Annotated in this window: 18 protein-coding genes; 6 read left to right on the top strand and 12 right to left on the bottom strand. The window is 45.8% G+C overall.

The annotated features are described in order from the left end of the window. Nucleotides 1-182 precede the first annotated feature (182 nt). Entirely contained in the window at nt 183-416 is a 234-nt protein-coding gene (locus AB6E51_RS05795) for a phosphonate metabolism protein (RefSeq protein ID WP_010428389.1), read from the top strand. Between the two features lie 108 nt (nt 417-524). On the opposite strand, the gene AB6E51_RS05790 is transcribed toward AB6E51_RS05795, so the two are convergent. Then, on the bottom strand, nt 525-1,859 hold the full coding sequence (locus AB6E51_RS05790; RefSeq protein ID WP_372058089.1) for an MATE family efflux transporter: 1,335 nt from the start codon (nt 1,857-1,859) through the stop codon (nt 525-527). 262 nt (nt 1,860-2,121) lie between these two features. Then, the gene (locus AB6E51_RS05785; protein ID WP_372058088.1) at nt 2,122-3,096 is read right to left on the bottom strand and encodes a helix-turn-helix domain-containing protein; all 975 of its coding nucleotides are present in this window, start codon (nt 3,094-3,096) and stop codon (nt 2,122-2,124) included. A gap of 92 nt (nt 3,097-3,188) precedes the next feature. Between AB6E51_RS05785 and AB6E51_RS05780 the strand changes: the two genes are divergently transcribed. Both AB6E51_RS05780 and AB6E51_RS05775 read left to right on the top strand, forming a co-directional pair. Continuing rightward, on the top strand, nt 3,189-4,544 hold the full coding sequence (locus AB6E51_RS05780) for a serine hydrolase (RefSeq protein ID WP_017060556.1): 1,356 nt from the start codon (nt 3,189-3,191) through the stop codon (nt 4,542-4,544). Nucleotides 4,545-4,610: 66 nt separating this feature from the next. Next, on the top strand, nt 4,611-5,402 hold the full coding sequence (locus tag AB6E51_RS05775; RefSeq protein ID WP_372058087.1) for a hypothetical protein: 792 nt from the start codon (nt 4,611-4,613) through the stop codon (nt 5,400-5,402). 103 nt (nt 5,403-5,505) lie between these two features. Here the strand turns inward: AB6E51_RS05775 and ppsA are convergent, their stop codons facing one another. Then, entirely contained in the window at nt 5,506-7,878 is a 2,373-nt protein-coding gene (ppsA, locus tag AB6E51_RS05770; protein ID WP_372058086.1) for a phosphoenolpyruvate synthase, read from the bottom strand. A 178-nt stretch (nt 7,879-8,056) separates the two neighbouring features. Here ppsA and AB6E51_RS05765 point away from each other — a divergent pair, with 178 nt between their 5' ends. Further along, nucleotides 8,057-8,890 (top strand): pyruvate, water dikinase regulatory protein, encoded by an 834-nt coding sequence (locus AB6E51_RS05765; RefSeq protein ID WP_372058085.1) that lies wholly within the window; start codon nt 8,057-8,059, stop codon nt 8,888-8,890. A gap of 159 nt (nt 8,891-9,049) precedes the next feature. On the opposite strand, the gene grxB is transcribed toward AB6E51_RS05765, so the two are convergent. The 3 genes from grxB to AB6E51_RS05750 form a co-directional block, all read right to left on the bottom strand. Further along, nucleotides 9,050-9,682 carry a glutaredoxin 2 gene (gene grxB, locus AB6E51_RS05760; RefSeq protein WP_102394180.1) on the bottom strand — a complete coding sequence of 211 codons (633 nt, stop codon included), beginning with the start codon at nt 9,680-9,682 and terminating at the stop codon, nt 9,050-9,052. 347 nt (nt 9,683-10,029) lie between these two features. Further along, nucleotides 10,030-10,188 (bottom strand): hypothetical protein, encoded by a 159-nt coding sequence (locus AB6E51_RS05755; protein WP_004733064.1) that lies wholly within the window; start codon nt 10,186-10,188, stop codon nt 10,030-10,032. A 164-nt stretch (nt 10,189-10,352) separates the two neighbouring features. Next, nucleotides 10,353-11,333, bottom strand: coding sequence for a Gfo/Idh/MocA family protein (locus AB6E51_RS05750; protein WP_372058084.1), 981 nt, complete (start codon nt 11,331-11,333; stop codon nt 10,353-10,355). A gap of 209 nt (nt 11,334-11,542) precedes the next feature. On the opposite strand from AB6E51_RS05750, the gene AB6E51_RS05745 reads away from it, so the two are divergent. Together AB6E51_RS05745 and AB6E51_RS05740 are read left to right on the top strand one after the other, a co-directional pair. Next, nucleotides 11,543-12,025 carry a GNAT family N-acetyltransferase gene (locus AB6E51_RS05745; RefSeq protein WP_017064907.1) on the top strand — a complete coding sequence of 161 codons (483 nt, stop codon included), beginning with the start codon at nt 11,543-11,545 and terminating at the stop codon, nt 12,023-12,025. A gap of 2 nt (nt 12,026-12,027) precedes the next feature. Then, nucleotides 12,028-12,801 carry a murein L,D-transpeptidase family protein gene (locus tag AB6E51_RS05740; protein ID WP_017067270.1) on the top strand — a complete coding sequence of 258 codons (774 nt, stop codon included), beginning with the start codon at nt 12,028-12,030 and terminating at the stop codon, nt 12,799-12,801. Nucleotides 12,802-12,905: 104 nt separating this feature from the next. On the opposite strand, the gene AB6E51_RS05735 is transcribed toward AB6E51_RS05740, so the two are convergent. The 6 genes from AB6E51_RS05735 to AB6E51_RS05710 all read right to left on the bottom strand — a co-directional run bounded on the left by AB6E51_RS05735 (nt 12,906) and on the right by AB6E51_RS05710 (nt 19,178). Then, nucleotides 12,906-13,634 (bottom strand): sulfite exporter TauE/SafE family protein, encoded by a 729-nt coding sequence (locus AB6E51_RS05735; protein ID WP_372058091.1) that lies wholly within the window; start codon nt 13,632-13,634, stop codon nt 12,906-12,908. A 170-nt stretch (nt 13,635-13,804) separates the two neighbouring features. Beyond that, the gene (locus AB6E51_RS05730) at nt 13,805-14,524 is read right to left on the bottom strand and encodes a glycerophosphodiester phosphodiesterase family protein (RefSeq protein WP_372058083.1); all 720 of its coding nucleotides are present in this window, start codon (nt 14,522-14,524) and stop codon (nt 13,805-13,807) included. A 56-nt stretch (nt 14,525-14,580) separates the two neighbouring features. Continuing rightward, entirely contained in the window at nt 14,581-15,891 is a 1,311-nt protein-coding gene (locus AB6E51_RS05725; protein WP_372058082.1) for a sn-glycerol-3-phosphate import ATP-binding protein UgpC, read from the bottom strand. Further along, a complete protein-coding gene (ugpE, locus tag AB6E51_RS05720) occupies nt 15,881-16,723 on the bottom strand; it encodes a sn-glycerol-3-phosphate ABC transporter permease UgpE (RefSeq protein ID WP_372058081.1) in 843 nt (280 codons plus the stop codon). Before ugpE ends, AB6E51_RS05725 begins: the two co-directional genes overlap by 11 nt. 38 nt (nt 16,724-16,761) lie before the next feature. Next, entirely contained in the window at nt 16,762-17,643 is an 882-nt protein-coding gene (locus tag AB6E51_RS05715) for an ABC transporter permease subunit (protein ID WP_372058080.1), read from the bottom strand. A 242-nt stretch (nt 17,644-17,885) separates the two neighbouring features. After that, on the bottom strand, nt 17,886-19,178 hold the full coding sequence (locus tag AB6E51_RS05710; RefSeq protein ID WP_017064900.1) for an extracellular solute-binding protein: 1,293 nt from the start codon (nt 19,176-19,178) through the stop codon (nt 17,886-17,888). Between the last annotated feature and the right edge of the window lie 145 nt (nt 19,179-19,323).

The raw sequence follows: 19,323 nt of genomic DNA, 5'->3' as shown, positions 1-19,323 counted from the left end.
TTGAAGTCAGTGTTATTAAGGCTATCCATGGTTAAATTTCACAATAATTCATCAATCTTAATTAGATCACATTTTTACTTTAATTGGTATAACTTCCTTTTAAAATGGTCCCGAATGAAACTGAAGTACTGCAGTTTTAGGCTGGTGAAGTACTTTGATACAATGGAATGATTAACTCATTTATGTTGATGCAGGGCCTGAACTGCTTGATTGTTTTCGTTGGCAACCGCTGCTTAAGGCGTACCGCCATACTCGATTGCGTTTGGCAACTGCGTCCTCGGTTTGATGCTCCTAGCTATGCCGAGCGATTAGAAAGCTTTGAATGGTGGCATTGGGATGATGAAACACTAGCAGAAATATTGCCACCATTCCAAAAAGATTGCGGTGAGTTTTTGGCTTACTTTGAGCAAGTCTAACCCCAATATATTTTAAGTCTGAAACTAAAAAAGCAGCCTAAGTGGCTGCTTTTTCGTTTAATAACTTTATAGCGGTTTAGCTGGCAAGCCGTTTAGTTCGCTAACTGATTAATTAGAAAGCTTAGCCTCGACTTGCCCAAGTGCGCGTTGGTACATAAACCAAGCACATGTACCGGCAAGTACATTACCCACCATGGCACCCCAGAACAGGCCTTCAATACCAGCAAGCTGCGAACCAATCCACAAGCAAGGCAAGAAGAAGGCGAACAGGCGCAGTGCTGATATCGTTAAGGCAGTATAAGACTTACCAAGCGCATTCGAGATAGAAACCATCAGCATACAGATACCCAACGGCCCTAAACTGATAGGAACGATAAGTAAGTGGTAGTTCAAAATGGTCGAGACTTCGTCTTCGCTGGTCATGAGATTTACCAACCCGCCAGAGAACATCCAAGTTACTAGTGCGATCACCAATTGGAATCCTAATACAAACATCACGGCAATCTTCACAAGACTACGTATGTTCCCTAGGTTCTTTTCTCCCAACATTCGGCCAATCATAGGTGGCATCGACATAGTCAGAGCAAGCACTGCAACAATCGAAAAGAACTCAAAACGTGAACCTAGCGCCCAAGCTGCAACGGCTGCTGTGCCGTAGCCTGCAAGCAGTTTGGTGGCGAGCATCGAAGAGACTGGTGGCAGTAGCTGACTGATCATCGCAGGCCCCATGATGTTTCCTATAGAACGAATACTCTTGCCGATATCAAGATCGTGCCAGTCGAATGTCATCCAATGCTTCTTAGTTACCTTCGGAGCAACGATAAAGATACCCGCACCGAACGCCAAGATGGTCGCAATCGCGGCTCCGTTGATGCCCATGTCGAGCGTGAATATGAAAATCGGGTCCAATATCAAGTTGATGATGCTGGTCGCGATCATCATCGAACCGGGCAGCATGGTATTACCATTGGCACGACACACACTGTAGAAAAAGTAGAGCAGTGCGCCTGTCCAAGAGCTTACCAGCCAATAGATCCAGTAATAATCAATGATCGGCAGTACCGTCGGTGGTGCATCGAGGAGTTGTAAAATAGGACCACGCAACAGATAGATGATGACCGAGAACAGCGCGACACTCACACTGCCCATCGCAACGACTAATCCGCCGAGCTGTTTGGCATAGCGTATCTCGTTAGCCCCAATAGCTCTCGCGATCACAGCCGTTGTCGCGATGCCTAGTCCGACTTGAATCCCGATAATGATCATTTGAATTGGTAGCGTGAAGCCTTGAACCGCGAGCGGCAGTACGCCTAACTGGCCAATAAAAGCACTGTCTACAAGTTGGAAGCTCATCAGGGAGAGCACCCCAAACAGCATTGGCCATGTCATTGTATAGAGTTGTCGGCCAAGAGAAGGCGAGGGAGTTGCGGTCGTAGAATTCATAACACTCTTATCAGTCTTGAAGGTAGGTTTGTCGTAGTGACAATCCACTCAATGAAGAATTGCGTAAAGGATAACGTAACGTTAGCTCGATACCAATAAATGTCATTAAATCTATCGATATTACCTTTGCACAGTTTCATCGGTATGTGAGCATTGTGCAATGCAACTTTATGCGTTCGCTTATTGAAATTTAAGGTGTCGTATCTTGTTTCTGAGTTTTATATTAGCGGATTGGGTCTAAAGGTTTTCCATTCGACTATTTCTAATGTTTCACTTTATCCCGATAACTTGGTGGCGTGACTCCAACCCAACCTTTGAATGCACGATTGAAATTACTCAAGTCGCTGTAACCCACTTGCCAACTGATGTCTTGAACAGAAAGGTTGGTCTCTTCAAGTAGCTGTTTTGCTTTAGCTTCCCGAACTTGTTCTTTGGCTTGTTTAAAGAGAATGTTTTTGCTCTTCAGGTTTCTCTGCAGCGTTCGTTTTGTCATGCCGAGCATGGTCGCAAACCACTCAATATTGAACCAAGGTAGAGTCGCATAGGTGTCTATTAATATCTCGACAGCGTGATGCCAATCTTGGGTACTATTTCGTTCTGAAATGGCACGATAATCATCGGGCAGCGGAATCGAGAACGCACCGTATTGCTCTTCAAACTGAATATCAGAATCAAAGAAATGCTTAGGTAATTTACGTGCGCTGTTGTGCTTAGAGACCAACTTGGCGTGTGATGGTTGCCAGCGACTGTCAATGAACTTACGGCATAGGCTAATCACGGTCAGGGCGCGAAACCATTCTGCTTGTTCAAAACCTGAGGTCGATGGGTGATAGCAACTTCGATGACACAGCCACCACAATCCATCGCTTTTTTCCGTCCATATGGTGACGTGATTACTTAAGGTCGATATTTCAGTAATCAAGCAGCGTACCGCTTGCTCGAGAGAAGTGCATTGTTCAATTTTTCGGTCTAGCTCAGGTGACAATTGCTCTAGAGAGGCCTTACGTCCAACCTCAATCCCTATCGAATAGCCAAACTTACGCTCAAGGCCATGAATGAAGCGAATCACGTCTTGTGTAGGAAGCCATTGATTGGATTGTGTCAGTTCAATGGGTAGACCGCACGCAACGGCGACGGTGCGCCAATCCAGTCTATGTTTGTCACAATACTGAATATATGGAGCAATGTTACTGGTCGAAGTGAGCAGTATGCTGGTGGTGTTCGATGATGCTTTCATTGTTTTGTGCCTACCATTAAATGTCATCAAGTGACCTAATTAAGTGTAGCGCATCTCCCTATACTTTTCCTAACCCAAACAGGAGAACAATTATGAAACTTAAACACATTGCCGTTCTAGTATCGTTAGCGACCCCATCATCATTTGCTCTTGCAGCAAACCCAGTTGAAGAAGCTCTGAAAGTTGAAGGTGCTCAAGTTACCTTGACCGTGAAAGAGGCGAGCACAGCATTTACCCCAAGTTTTACTGACTCAGCTCGTGAGTTATTCAATAACTTTCATTGGCAGATGGGCGGCGACCACAGCGTTTACTACAACATGCACATGAGTGAGTTTCTACCAACGGCACTGGCGGCTCCAAACGAAGAGTACAAGCCTTTAGTCAAAAATATCGACCCACGACTCGCTGCACTGAAAGTTGATACTGAAAGCAAAGGTCAGTTGACAATGGATGAGTACTTGGCGGATGAACAGTTCCGTACCCAAGGCTTTATGTTGATTCACAAAGGGGAGATCGTTTACGAAGCTTACCCAGGTATGAAGCCGACAGATACGCACGTTTGGGCATCTACAGCAAAAACGACGGTTGGCACAGTGATCGCAATGTTAGTGGAAGAGGGCAAAGTCGACCCTGAAAAAGAGATCGCTGAGTATGTTTCTGAATTGAAAGGAACGAACTGGGATGGCATCACAGTACACCAAGTTCTGAACATGTCGACCGCGCTAGACAATGAAGAGACATTAGAGTCTATCTTGAACCCAGACTCTGATGTGGTGCGTTTCTTTGCGGCATCGTTTAACTCACCAAGAGCAAAAACGGGTGAGATGGAAACTTGGATGGAAGTGGCTCAAGGTGCACAGAAACTGGAAGGTGAAAAAGCCGGTGACCATTTCCGTTACGCATCTATCAACACCATGGTGCTGACTAAGTTAGTTGAAAACGTTGAGAACAAAACTTGGACTCAAGTATTCGAAGATCGTGTTTGGTCAAAAGTGCACGCACGTCAACCAATGCAATTCAACTTGACGCCAGATGGCATGGCGATCGCGGTTGGCTTGGTTTCATCAACGGTAGAAGACATGGCTCGCTGGGGAACACTATTTACACCTAGCTGGAAAGCGGTGGCTGATGAGCCAGTGGTGTCACAAGCTGTGATTGATCGTATCCGCAACGGCGGTGATCCAAAAGCATTCGTAGGTACTAGCAAAGAGAGCAGTTCACTGCACGCATACAACGAAAAAGCAGACTACAACGCATACCAATTTGATTTCATTTTCAATGACGGTGCAATGTCGAAAAGTGGCAACCTAGGCCAATTTATTTACATCGATCCTGCACGTGACTTTGTGGGTGTGATGTTCTCAACCAACCCATACCACTCAGGTTTTGGTGAGAATAAAGGCCCTGCACTAATGCGTTCGGCAGCAAAACTACTTGCTGACAAGTAATCTATTTATTACCTAACAGGATGTTCCAGGCTTCAAGGAGGAAGCAAACGACTTTCGAGAGATATAATGAAAAAGTTTGCTCTATTAATCCCGTTGAGTTTAGGTCTAGCCCTTCCTGCACATGCCGATTCAGATTCCGAACGTGTTATCGATCCTGCTGATGTCACTAAAGTTTATACTCAAGCTGCATTGATGCTGAATGGTAGTTCAGATATCCAATTTCAAGGGCAAGTTTCTGGCGGTTTAGAAAACGGTCAGCAGTTTGCCCTACTGGCCGAAGGGACGTTTGTCGATGAAAGCAACACAGCGCTTCGCGATCCAGACAAATTCGGTACAGAGTACAGCAACTCTAGAATTCAGTACTTCCACGTCTTTGAAACAGGGACGAAAGCTACGCCTAAAGTGGGTCTTTCATTAGATTATATTAATACGCGCAACAGTATTAAAAATGACTTATTGTCGGTTGGCGGTGTTGTTGCGATTAATCCAGCTTATACCGGTGGATTCCTGGTATTTCCAAGAGCAGGACTGATGACTGGTAGTATGGAGATCCCTGGCGTCACTTCATCTAAAGATTATTTAACGGGATACTCGCTTGGTTTGATTACCGCGAAGCATCTCGGTGACTCTGGCGCTTATGTGTCTTTGGTTCCTGAGTGGCAAGATCTTTCTGGTGATGATATCGACATGCAAAACTTCTCATTTAAAACATCGTTAAATGTGCCGATGAACACTGCAAGAACTTGGTGGTTGAATACGCGCTATGACATTACCAAAGCGGATGTTGATGTGAAAGGTGTGCCAATGCCGAATGGTTGGCAAACCGAAGCTTGGGTTGGTGTGAGATACTACTTCTAGCGCTCTAGCCAGCTAATTTGGAAAGAACCTAAAAAAGCCAGTCAACGTGACTGGCTTTTGTCGTTAAGGTACCGCGTGAAGCGTTACTTATTTACTTATTTACTTATTTATTAGCAACGTTACCTAGCTTCAACCACGTATCGATAACCGTATCCGGGTTTAGTGAAACAGAGCTGATGCCTTGCTCCATTAACCACTCTGCTAGGTCGTCATGGTCAGATGGACCTTGGCCACAAATACCCACGTATTTACCCGCTTTGGTTGCCGCATCGATCGCCATTTTCAGCATTGCTTTCACGGCTGGGTTACGCTCATCGAAGAGGTGTGCCACATCGCCTGAATCTCGGTCGAGGCCAAGTGTCAGTTGCGTCATGTCGTTTGAGCCGATAGAGAAGCCATCGAAGTACTTCAAGAACTCATCAGCCAAGATTGCGTTCGATGGTAGCTCACACATCATGATCACTTTCAGACCTTGGTCGCCACGGCGAAGGTCGAATTTAGCCAGAATGTCGATAACCGATGCCGCTTCGCTTGGAGTACGAACGAATGGGATCATGATTTCAACGTTCTTAAGGCCCATTTCGTTGCGAACGCGTTTGATCGCTTGAGTTTCTAGCTCGAAACAGTCTTCGAATACTGGTGAGATGTAACGAGATGCACCACGGAAGCCCAGCATTGGGTTCTCTTCATGCGGTTCAAACGTTTTACCGCCGACTAGGTTGCTGTACTCGTTCGACTTAAAGTCAGACATACGTACGATCACACGCTTAGGCCAGAATGCAGAAGCGATAGTCGCGATGCCTTCTGTTAATTTGCTTACGTAGAAATCGATAGGATCTTTGTAGCCACGAATACGTTCGTTGATTTCCGCTTTTAGCTCATCCGTTTGTGCATCGAAGTTAAGCAGCGCTTTAGGGTGAATACCGATCATCTTGTTGATGATGAATTCTAGACGAGCAAGGCCAACACCTTCGTTCGGGATTTGTGCAAAGTCGAAGGCACGATCTGGGTTACCCACGTTCATCATTACTTTGGTTGGTAGCATTGGTAGCTCATCAACCTCAGAACGTTTGATTTCAAAATCGAGTTCGCCGTTGTAAACGTAGCCTGTTTCGCCTTCTGAACATGACACTGTCACGGTATCGTCATCGTTTAGGCTGCTTGTTGCGCTGCCACAACCAACAATCGCTGGGATACCAAGCTCGCGAGCAATGATCGCAGCGTGACAAGTACGGCCACCACGGTTAGTGACAATCGCAGACGCTTTCTTCATCACAGGTTCCCAGTCTGGGTCTGTCATGTCAGTTACCAGCACGTCGCCTTCTTGAACCAGTGACATTTGGTCTAGAGAATCAACCAAGCGAACAGGGCCAGAGCCGATACGCTGACCGATAGCGCGGCCTTCAACCAAGACATCCGCCTTATTGTTTAGCTCGTAACGCTCGATAACGTTTTGATCGCTTTGAGAACATACGGTTTCTGGGCGAGCCTGAACGATGTAAAGCTTGCCGTCGATGCCATCTTTCGCCCACTCAATGTCCATTGGACGTTGGTAGTGCTTCTCGATGATCATCGCTTGTTTTGCTAGCTCTTTGATCTCTTCATCGTTGAGTGAGAATTCGTTACGCTCTTGAGTGTCGGTGTCGATGATATCGACTTGCTTGCCGATTTCTTGATTGGTCGAGTAGATCATCTTGATCAACTTAGAACCAAACGTCTTTTTAACGATTGGGTAGTGACCCGCTTCTAACATTGGCTTGTGAACGTAGAACTCGTCTGGGTTCACTGCGCCCTGTACAACCATTTCACCCAAGCCCCAAGAAGAGGTGATGAATACCACTTGGTCGAAGCCAGACTCAGTATCAAGCGTGAACATCACACCTGAAGAGGCTTTGTCTGAGCGAACCATGCGCTGGATACCCGCAGACAATGAAATGCCACGGTGGTCAAAGCCTTGGTGTACACGGTAAGAGATAGCGCGGTCGTTAAAGAGTGACGCGTAAACGTGCTTGGTTGCTTCGAGTACCGCGTCGATGCCTTTCACGTTAAGGAAGGTTTCTTGCTGGCCTGCGAATGAAGCATCTGGAAGGTCTTCTGCGGTTGCAGATGAACGCACAGCTACAGACAATTCTTCGTTGTCTTCGATTAGCTCGCGGTAGTTATCACGGATGTCTTGCTCTAGTGATTCTGGGAAGGGTGCGTCTAGAACCCATTGTCGAATCGTTGCACCTGTCTTACGCAGTGCGTCAACGTCTTCAACATCAAGTTCATCAAGTAGTTGGTGGATGCGCTCATCAAGACCTTTGTAGTCAAGAAAGTCGTTAAACGCATAAGAGGTGGTAGCAAAACCATTAGGTACAGAAACACCAGCATTGGACAGGTTAGAAACCATCTCGCCCAGTGAGGCGTTCTTACCGCCGACTTTGTCGACATCTTCCATGGATAGGCCATTGAACCATAGGGTATTATTTTGCATTTATTTCTCCAGAAACATAGCAAGCATTGTAGGGATTTAAAGGCAAACGATTACGTGTCAGTTTAAAAAAATGTAAATTATTTTCTAAAGCTGTGGGGGACGTAATAGTCAGCAGGGTTTTATTATCTATATTATGGTTACCATCCTACTCAAAATAATTTTAAACATTAAATAAAAAATGCAAATTGATATTCAAAGTCGTGATGTATTCTATGTTTCTGATGGAACGGCCATAACATGTGAGACTTTAGGGCATGTTGTTCTAGGTCAATTCCCTTTTAAAGCCAATGAAAAAACCTTTCCGTTTGTGGAAAGTGAGGACAAACTTTCTGATTTATTAAAAGAGATTGAAATTTCGTATCGTGATACCGGATTAGAACCGCTAGTGTTCTTTTCGATTGTGATACCTGATATCAAAACCAAATTGCTAGAAGCGCCCGCGCACTGTTATGACGTGTTAGAGAGCATCGTGCAGAAAGTACAGGATGACATTCAGGTGGCGCCTGTTCCTAAGTTGCAGCGCTCACGCAGTGTAAACAAGGACTCGGTGAAGTATTTCGACCGTATTGCTGCGATTGAGTACACGCTCGCGCATGATGATGGCATCACGCTAAAAGGGCTGGAAGAAGCCGACATCATCTTGTTGGGTGTTTCTCGAAGTGGCAAAACACCAACAAGTTTGTATATGGCGATGCAGTTTGGCTTACGCGTAGCAAACTACCCATTTATCCACGATGACTTGGCACGCTTAAAGCTGTTGCCAGAGTTTGAGATTTACCGACATAAGCTGTTTGGTTTGACCATTGATGCAGAAAGGCTCACTGAAATTCGTGAGAACCGCTTAGCCGGAAGTGAATACGCGAGTGATTCGCAATGCTTGTATGAGTTGCAAACGGTAGAGGCGATGTTCCGTCGAGAAGCGATACCTTACATCAACACCTCTTCACTATCGGTTGAAGAAATTTCGACACGAATCTTGGAGCGAACAGGTTTGAGAAGGCGTCTGCTGTAAGACAAAACCTTAGAGAAATAGAATGGCCAGATAAAAGAAAATCGAAGCACGCAGTTTACACCTGAGAGCTTCGATTTTTTGTTTGTGCTCGTTGTAGTCGCTTGCGAGTCAGAGCTTGTTTTCTTAATCAGAGCTTGCTTTCTTAATCGAGATAGCTTTCTAGCGAAGTAAAGACAGCTTTAGCGTTTCACTTTTCTTTTCTAACCAGCGTTCAAGTGCTGGTGGCCATGTGATGCTTGGTTCTACGCAAAAGCCACGAAGCATCGAGAAATACACCGCTTGATCGACTAGAGGCAGTGATGACTCACCATTCTCTAGATCCAGTAAGAGTTCGGCATCTTTCAGTAATGGGTTAATCAGTTGAACGAACTGAGGCGTCTTTTCTAACAGTTCTTCAAAGTTAAAACCTTCGGTCTCTTTACTGGCACGCCAAGCTTCTTTGGCTCCAGCAGAGCGATATTCAGCCAAGTCGAGGTTCCACCAACGTGGGCGTCCAATCTGTTGAGTAAGAGGGAATGCGCGAGTTTGGAACACAGTCACTTGCTCAGATGGCACACGCTGCTCATCGCTTGATTTCAAGTCCATGAAGTACGCGATGATATCTAGGCTCTCTGCCATGATAGAGCCATCGTCTTTTTGTAAGACGGGTACCATCTTTTTACCGATCAGATCGATAAGGGTTTGGGCATCATCATAATCGACAGAAACAAGCTCAATGTTCAAGCCTAGCGATTGAGCAATGTAGGAGACTCTTGCACAGAAAGGGCAGTGATCGTAAATGTAAAGCTTCATAGCTTCCCTCATTCGGGTCTTTCTTAGTATAAGATGATGCTAATGTACCAGAAACTTTCGCAGACAATAAGCCTTTGTTAACAAGAACTATTCACTGCGATTAAGTGCACGGGAATATCAAGAGAACGATGAGAATAAGCACCTAATGTAGAAACTCGTTGCCTAATTCTATTGTCAGTTGAGTGCGGTTTTATTGTAACGAGTAAGCTAATGAGAAAGCTGGTGGGTAAATGACGGGCATAAAAAAGGCTCTGGCTGCTTACTCTAATGCAGAAGAGTGAAGTCAGCCAAAGCCTCAATTTTGTTACCTTTAGTAGAGTGACTACTAAAAGGGCAGAGTGGTTAAACTATGCTTTTTTAAGATCTTGCGCTGGGTAAGTAAGCGTCATTGCGCCTTCTACCGTTGTAACGTGAACGTAGCCGCCACCAGCACTTAGGCCAGTTACTACCATTTCACCTAGTTCAACACCTTTTGTTGCTACAACGCGATCATCAACTGAAAACACTTTACACACCTTCAATAAATTAAATAAATACGATAGATATCGAACGCGGATTTAAACAGATGGGACCTCAATCAACTAATCCGGTTATTTGTCGTAAAGATTAAATTCAGTTATGTATAAATAATTATGTATTAAAAATCAGTTTGTTAACTTACGCTGTGACGTTATTTATCCGCTGGATACACTACACCAACTTGTTGGCGCATCTCTGTAATTAACTTCGCAACCGTTAAAGCGCGCAGTTGGGCCTGCGCTTGTGTTGCGTTGTCGCCAGCAATGCAGCTAGCAAAGGCCTGCGCTTCGTAACTCATGGAGTTTTCGCTTTGTGCTTGAGTAAGGTTTTCTACCGTGCCATCGCGGTAGCGGATCTTAACGTCAGTACATTCAGCGATGTGATCGATGATGATCGCCCCTAATTCACCTTGGATCTCGCTTGGCGCATAAGAGTCGCTGACTTTGGAGTGCGCAAGGGTCACATCAAACTCAGGGTATTGGAAGATCGCACAGCCATGAGCATCGACACCTGAATCAAGTAGCTTTGCAGAAGCCTGTGCGTTTTCAGGTTTGCCAAATAGCGCGACTGTCGCGGCAACACAGTAAAAGCCAATATCGACCAATGAGCCGTTAGAAAAAGCTGGGTTGAAGGTATTTGGGTTCTCGCCGTTTAGGTATTTTTGGTAGCGCGATGAATACTGGCAGTAGTTGATGTGTGCTTTATGTACCTTGCCAATCTTTTCTAACCCAAGTTGAACTTGCTTAAAGTTCGGTAGGAATTGAGATTTATACGCCTCAAACAGCACCACACCGTTTTTCTCAGCGACTTCGAACATGCGTGTTGCTTCATCAATATTTGATGCAACCGGCTTTTCACAGATAACATGCTTGCCGTGTTCCATCATGAAGATAGATTGCTCGCAATGCAGTGAGTTAGGGGAAGCGATGTACACGGCTTCTACAGTGTTGTCATTGGCCAATGCGTCGAGTGAGTCATACGTGGTTTCAACGTCAAATTCTTGGGCGAACTGTGCCGCGCTGTCTAGATTTCGAGAGTAAACCGTAGCAAGTTGCATCGATTGAGATTCGTGCGCAGCTTGAACAAACTTTTGTGTAATCCAATTGGTTCCAATTACAGCAAACTTAATCATATAGGTATCCAGTCGTTAGTATATTGATTCTGCAGAGATAGTAGCACTCAACGGCTGGCAATGTGCCTGAGATTTACGGAACAATTTCCCTAAACATAGTGCCTAATATTAATGTTCAGCCTTCACAGAGCGTCTGAGTTGACCAGTGTAACGGTGCACAACTAAGCCATTTTTGCTAAGGTGTTATTGAATTCAAACAAGGTGATGATATGCAAATCCGGACGGCCAAGGTAACTGATATTAACGCGATCTTAGCGCTCTCTGAGCAGATAAACCGTCAACATCATCTTGGTGCGCCTATGGTATTTGCACCAGCGTCACAAGGCTTGGCCGACAGTGAAGAGTATTGGTTAGGTTTGATGCTTGACCCACTTGGCGCTTTCTTGGTTGCAGTAGACGACAAGCAAGTCGTTGGCTTTTTAGCGGGTAAGGTAACGCAGAACAAAGGCGTCAGTTTTATTCAGCCGCACAAGGTGGCAAGGGTCAATACGATTGTGGTGAACGATCAGGTTCAGAGCAAAGGTGCTGGTCGAGCGTTAATGAAGTCTTTTAATCAATGGGCGCAGGCGAGAGGAGCGATAGAACTTAGGTTGGAGGTAATGGAGTTTAACCAACAAGCTCAGGGTTTCTATGAGTCGTTAGGAATGGAAACTCAGTCACGAACCATGTCCATGCGTTTTGAGGAGATCTAAAGGTGCGTCTGTTTCTGCCTTTATCACTGTGTTTACTGTTTGTGGCTTCGAACGCGAATGCTGAGCAAGTCGTGGTCGAGAAAATAGTCTCTGACGCGACCGCTATCGAAACCATCGTATTCGAGTCTGCACCGGCTCATTCTCAACGTGTCTCAACGTCTTCATCTAACTCAACCTCTTCCACGAGCTCAAACTCCGAGCATGTGATTATTGTGGATGATGTTCTTAACAGTAGCCCTGATGAAAAGGTAGCTCAGCTTTCTCAAGGGTCATCGAAACGTCCACCTCAAAGTTCCTCTCGACAGTTTTACAACGTACCGGATAGCGCATCTGAGATAGATTCGCTGTCGCAAGTGGTTACGTTAGTTAAAGTCGATAAATCGAAACGTAGGATGTATCTGCTAAAAGGTGAAGAGGTGATTCAGGAGTTTCGTATTGCGCTAGGCAAACAACCGAAAGGGCATAAACGCTTTGAAGGGGACAACCGAACGCCGGAAGGGGAATACCAGCTCGATTATGTGATGGAAGAGTCAGACTTTTATCGTTCAGTACACATTAACTACCCGCAACCTTCGGATATGCAATGGGCGGAGCAAAATGATGTAGACCCTGGAGGGAACATCAAAATCCATGGCATCAAAAACGGCGAGCGTCGTTCGCCGAGCTTTATTCAAAGCTTTGATTGGACGGATGGCTGTATCGCGTTAACCAATCAAGATATGGATGAGTTTCTCCAACTTGTAAAAATGGGTACCCCTATCCATATCGAATGGTAGTCATTGGTACCCAGTTTTCTTAATCACTTTCCGCAGTCAATTAGCGCAATCAATTCGCGAAACCAATTCGTAAAAGCAACGTCCAAAATTAAACGCTAAAGCCGTTACAGTAAGACTCGACCTGCACTGAATATTGCAATCACAATCAGCAATGCAATGGTGACTGGCTTAAACTTCGCTCCACCAAATCTTTCGAACAGTTTAGAACCCACATAACCGCCAAGCATGCTGCTTGGTAGAAGCGCGAGAGTCAGCCAAACTACATCGCGGTCGACTAACCCAGCGATAGATGCCGAAACAAACGCAGTGGAATCAGCCAATACAAAGAAGGCTATCAGGCCTGCTCTGGCAATGTGCGGAGCGACTGGGCTTGCTAATGCATGAGTGCCAATTGGAGGCCCTGACATCGAAGCCGCGCCGTTCATTACACCCGCAAGGCTTCCTAGAATATAGGGAGTAAATCTAGGTTCGCTTTTGTACTGGAAACCTTTGTAGATCATAAGTGCAGACGCAAAAATGAAGGCACTGATGATCAAGATGATCGTGTCTTGGCTAACGGATTTAAGCAGAAGTAAGCCGACTGGTGTGAAGGCAAAACAAGGGATAAATACCTTTAAAACCCAGCGCCAGTTAACATGCTTTCGAACTTTAGGCAGTAATTGAACATTGCCTAGGAGATCGATCAACATGAAGACGGGAACCAGTTCGATAACAGGCTCGAATAACGCACTTAATGGCAATGCCACTAAGGTGAAACCGAAACCTGAGAAGCCACGAACAATAGCGGCGAAAATGAAGATTGCACCCAAAATTGGGAAGGTTGGACTAAAAATGAGATTCCATAAATTAAGTAACCAATGAAGCCGTCTAAATAGAGCGAGCTAATGAAACCAAGTGAGTAGCGGAATGTACTCCTACTCACTTGTGTTTGCTACCTAATTTTAAGGTTTCCCGAGAGTTAATTTTAAAGTCTCTCGGGGTTGTTTTTGCGGTATTTGTTTGGTCAATTTATAGAGGTAAATTGATTCGGAAAATCAGTGAATACGGCATCTACTTTTGAGATGAATTTGAAGTGAGACGGATCGTTTACTGTGTAGCACCATGTTTGGATGTTTGCTTCACTGAGTGTATCAAGATCGCTCTGATTCACATGCTCGTAGTTCATGTGACAGCTGAACGCTTTGACCTCATTGATGAGCATAAGATCATCTTGAGTCAGTTGCTCGGTGATCAGACCTACGCGGTATCTCGGCAGGTGACGAGCCATTTCAGAAACGACTTGATGGCTGAAACTTGAAAGCAGCACTCTGTCGGTGTCTAGATTTGAACGAATCAACTCGGTATGCAGCAAATCAACGACATGAGGCGCTTGATGTCGACTGTCGACTTTGATCTCTAAGTTCACGCTGAGATCATGCTGTTCAGCAAGCGCGAGCAACTCTTCCAACGTCAATATTCTTTCACCAGCGAACTGCTCAGACTTCCAACTGCCAAAATCGAGCTGACGCAGCTCAGCAAGGGTGTGTTCATCAACTCGACCCTTGCCATCGCTGCAGCGATCAAGCGTGTGATCGTGACAAACGACCAGTTGGTCATCCTGAGTGGGCTGAATATCAACTTCAATCCATTTCAAGCCGAGTTTAGCCGCTTGTTCAATGCTTGCTTTGGTATTTTCTGGGTGAGTACCTGCAACACCCCGATGACCTACGATGATAGACGACATAATTAATCCTTCTTAAAGACGCACCGTAAAAACGCATTAAATATCAGTGTACTCGATTAAGCTAGAGCCGTCGTTAAGCTTGTCGCATCTTCGTGTGACTCCTGTGAGGTGAAGTTATTTGGGTGAATGCGTTTGCCAAGATTGTCAAAAATATGCAGGTTGGATTTATCGATGCTTAGCCCGAGAGGGACGGCTTGGCACAGCGTCGTTTCGGGTGTCACTGCAATAAAGGGTTGTTCGTTCACAAGGCCATGAACCAATTGATTCGGCCCCAATGGCTCAACCACACTGATACGCAGTTCGAGAGGCAAGGTGTTCATTTTTAATTCGGAACAAACCTCAGAGTGTTCAGGGCGAATGCCAAGCGTGATAGTCGCGTTCTTAACGTGCGCGTACTCTGGCAGGTACATTTGTTGATCACCGATTTCAAGATAGCCATCATCGAGCGTGGCAGTTAGGAAGTTCATCGCGGGGCTGCCAATAAAGCTTGCCACAAAGGTACTGGCAGGCTGGTGGTAAACTTCTCTTGGTGTGCCGACTTGTTCTATCTGACCTTTGTTGAGAACCACGATTCTATCTGCCAGTGTCATGGCTTCGACTTGGTCATGAGTCACGTAAATACTGGTTACGCCTAGCTCGCGTTGTAGCTTTTTGATTTCTAACCTCATGTGAGCGCGCAATGAGGCATCTAGGTTAGACAAAGGCTCGTCAAACAGGAACAGTTGAGGGTCGCGTACAATCGCTCGTCCCATAGCAACGCGCTGGCGCTGACCACCTGAAAGCTTGGCTGGCTTGCGGTCTAGGTACTCTTCGATCTTTAGTGTCTTGGCGACTTTCTCAATCTTCTCTTCAATTACGTGTTGGCTGACACCTCGGTTCTTTAAACCATAAGCGAGGTTTTTGTATACCGTCATGTGAGGGTAGAGTGCGTAATTTTGAAAGACCATTGCGATATCTCGTTGAGCTGGCTTTTCGTTATCAACACGGCGGCCACTTAAGTGAATCTCTCCGCCAGAGATACTTTCCAGCCCCGCTATTGAACGTAGGATAGAAGACTTGCCGCAACCCGATGGGCCAACCAACACAAGAAATTCACCCTTTTCGATATCAAGCGAGACATCTTTCACTGCACGATGACCGTTCTCATAAGTCTTTACCAAGTTTTTGATGCCTAACATGGTAGGTGCTTTGTGCGTATGGTTGTGAGTGGCTTGGGTGTGCCCTAACGTTTGTTTTAACTTTGGCATCGGGGTGTCCTCTGTATTTTTGTGGATAGCTTGGTGAGAATGCAGGTGAGACATCTTGTACTCAGCGAGTGATTGAATGCGGTTATCGTTCATTTGATTTTTGTCGTTATTATTTTTCACTTTCTACTAGCCCTTTTACAAACCAACGTTGAAATACAACCACCACTAAAACGGGTGGCAACATAGCTAAAATCACCATGGCAAAAACATAGTCGTAGCGCGGTAAACTGGTTTCATTGATGTTGTTGAGTACTTGTTTGATGCCCATCACGATGGTGTTGTAGCCTTCGTCCGTGGTCATCATGATTGGCCACAGATATTGGTTCCAACCCACCACAAACATGATGATGAAGATTGCGGCAATCATGGTTTTAGACAGTGGCAATAAGATGTCGACAAAGAATCGAAATGGACCTGCGTTATCTAGCTGAGCGGCTTCTAACAATTCATCGGGGATGGTTTTGAAGAACTGCCTAAAAAATAACGTCGCGGTGGCTGAGGCGATCAAAGGCAGAATTAAACCTGTGTAGCTATTAAGAAGCCCAAGCCCAGCGACAACCTCATAGGAAGGGATAATGCGCACTTCTAATGGCAGCAAAAGCGTCACGAAGATCAACCAGAACCAAGCTGTAGCATAAGGCAGTCTGAAGTAGACCAAAGCATACGCGGCCATCATCGAAATGATGATCTTACCGATCGCAAAACCTAGCCCCATGATCATCGAGTTGGCGATCATTTTGCTGGCGGTGACTTCGCCACTGAAGCCCATGCTTTTGTTCCAAGCTTCGCTATAAATGGCCGTAAAGTTATCGCCTGGCAGCCATTGCAGGCCCTCGCTGACAATGGTGTTCGGGTTATGCGTCGAGCTGGCGAAGATTAGCCAGATAGGGACCAACATGAACAGCATCCCAGCAATTAGAATTAGGTGGTCATAGACCTTATTACTTTTCATAAATAACTCCTGTCGCGTTAAAACCTAGCTGTGGTGGGCTAGTAGTGAACACGCTTTTCTACAACGCGAAACTGGATAAATGTAAGAGTGAGTACCAGTAGCAACAACACAACTGACTGCGCAGAGCTGCCGCCTAAATCTGCGCCAACAAACCCGTCTCGATACACCTTGTACACCAACGACGTTGTGCCGCCACCTGGGCCGCCATTGGTCATGGTGTCGAGCACGCCAAAGGTTTCAAAGAACGAGTAGGTGAGGTTGATGACCAGAAGAAAGAAGCCTGTAGGTGCGAGTAGCGGGAAAGTAATGGTCCAGAAACGTTTTGAGTCGCTGACGCAATCGAGCATCGCCGCTTCTTTTACGGCGTAAGAGATCGATTGAAGCCCAGCCAGAAAGTAGATGAAATTCACCGAAACCTGTTTCCAAACCGAAACCAAAATCAGAGCAAACGTGGCATCTAAAGGGTCGGTTTGGAAGCTAAAGTCCCAGCCTATAACCGCAAATATCTCGGTAAACACGCCAATGTGTGGGTTAAACAAGAAAGCACCGATTACGCCTGCAATCGCAGGAGCAACCGCGTAAACCCAAGTAAGAGTGACCTTGTAAGCGCCTTGTCCGTGAATGATGTTGTCGGCTTTAACCGCGAGCAGCAGCGCTAAGGCAAGCGATAAGAAAGAGACCACGATTGCGAACATTAATGTGAAGCCAATCGAGTTCAGATACTCGCTCGATTCGAATAGCATCTGATAGTTTTCGAACCACACGAAGATGGAAGAGGTGCCCCAAGGGTCTTCTAGCATGAAGGACAGGTAAACTGCCTTTGCCGCAGGGTAGATAAAGAAAACCGCAATGATGAGTATCTGAGGCGCCAAAAATAGGTAAGGCAGCGGAGAGTGAAAGAATTGCTGACGTCGTTCCACAGGGTAATCCCCAAAAATTAGTGACTGTTATCACTGTTAGTTACGGTGAGCACTAGCGCTATAGCAAAGGAATGCATCCAGTTGAGTTGTAGTTTTTGGAGCAAGAAATGGCGCTAGTGAAGAATCTCCTCACTCCTTGCCATTACGTTTTTAATGACGCAGTGACAAGTGGTGAGGAGCAATGAACGGCTTTGGTTTGTTAAGCCTTTAGCTCAGTAATCTGCTTTGGTTAAAAAGCCAAATTAGTTCATCGTACGAGCGAAGCGTTTCAGCAGTTTGCTGCTCTCATCTTCGACTTTATCTAGGCTATTCTCGACGCTAGAGCGGTCAGCGAAGATATTGTCGAACTCACGATGCATCACTTCACGAATTTGAGGGTAGTAACCTAAGCGGTAGCCCTTAGTCCATTCGCCCGATTTTAGGCTTAGCTGCTTAACGCCCACTTCTGCATCTGGTTGTTCGTTGTAGTAGCCAGACTCTTTCGCTAGCTCATAGGCAGCCGTTGTTACAGGTACATAACCAGTGGTTTTGTGCCAGTAGACTTGAGTTTCAGGCTTAGTCAGGTAATCAAAGAACGCTGCGACACCTTTGTCTTGTTGTTGGTCATGGCCATTGAGTGCAAACAGAGCTGCGCCGCCAATGAAGGTTAAGCCTGCGTCTGGGTTAACCGATTTCCAGTATGGAAGGTATGTGGTGCCGAGTTCGAAAGGTACGCGGTTACGTAAGCCACCGAATGAGCCTGAAGAACCCATCCACATCGCCACTTCTTGGCGCTCGAAAGGGGTTTGGTTTGCATCCCAGTCGCTGCCGTAATACTTGTAGTAACCTAGATCTGACCACTCTTTCATCTTGCTAACGTGCATCATCATGTCTTTGGTGTTGAACATGATCTTAGTGGACAAGCCATCGTAGCCGTTGTTTTGATCTGCGACTGGCAGGTTGTGGCGAGACTTAAAGTTCTCGAACATGATCCACGGCGTCAGAGATTGAGAAAACGCGATGTGTCCTTCAGCCTTCAGTTTCTTAGCGACCACTTCTAGTTCTTCATAAGTTTTAGGCGCGTCTGCACCCACTTCCGCGAGAAGATCTTTGTTGTAGTAAAGAACCGGTGTCGAACTGTTGAAAGGCATACCAACCATCTTGCCTTGGTTGTCGGCATAGAAGTTACGAACGCCCGCTAGGTAGTCGTTTGAATTAAAGTTGTAACCCGACTCAACCAGAATATCCTGTACCGGTTTCGCGACGTCTTTCGCGTTCATGATGGTTGCTGCGCCTGCATCGAAGACTTGCAGAATATTGGGTGCTTCACCTGCTCGGTATGCCGCGATACCGGCTGTTAAGGTCTCTGTGTATGAACCTTTGTAGATTGGCGTGATCTCGTAATCATCTTGTGACGCATTAAAGTCGGTCGCAATTTTGTTTACTGTTTCTCCAAGCTGGCCGCCCATTGCGTGCCACCAAGTGACTTGAGTCGTTGCGAACGCTGGCATTGCCGCTGTCGCAGAAAGAACGCCTGCCAAAATTAGCTTATTCATCTTCGTTTCCTTTTGGATGAAATCGATGTCGAGGTATTGGATAAGAGTGTTAACGAGACGGTAGGGGTGTCGTTTGAAGCTATCTTGAACAGGGCGTATTTCACTTAAGTGGCTAAACCGTTTCACTGATATGAAAGATTCATTT

It is taken from the genome of Vibrio sp. 10N.247.311.47 (assembly GCF_041467535.1).
Classification (GTDB): domain Bacteria; phylum Pseudomonadota; class Gammaproteobacteria; order Enterobacterales; family Vibrionaceae; genus Vibrio; species Vibrio crassostreae_C.
This window is presented reverse-complemented; position numbering and strand designations above follow the sequence as displayed.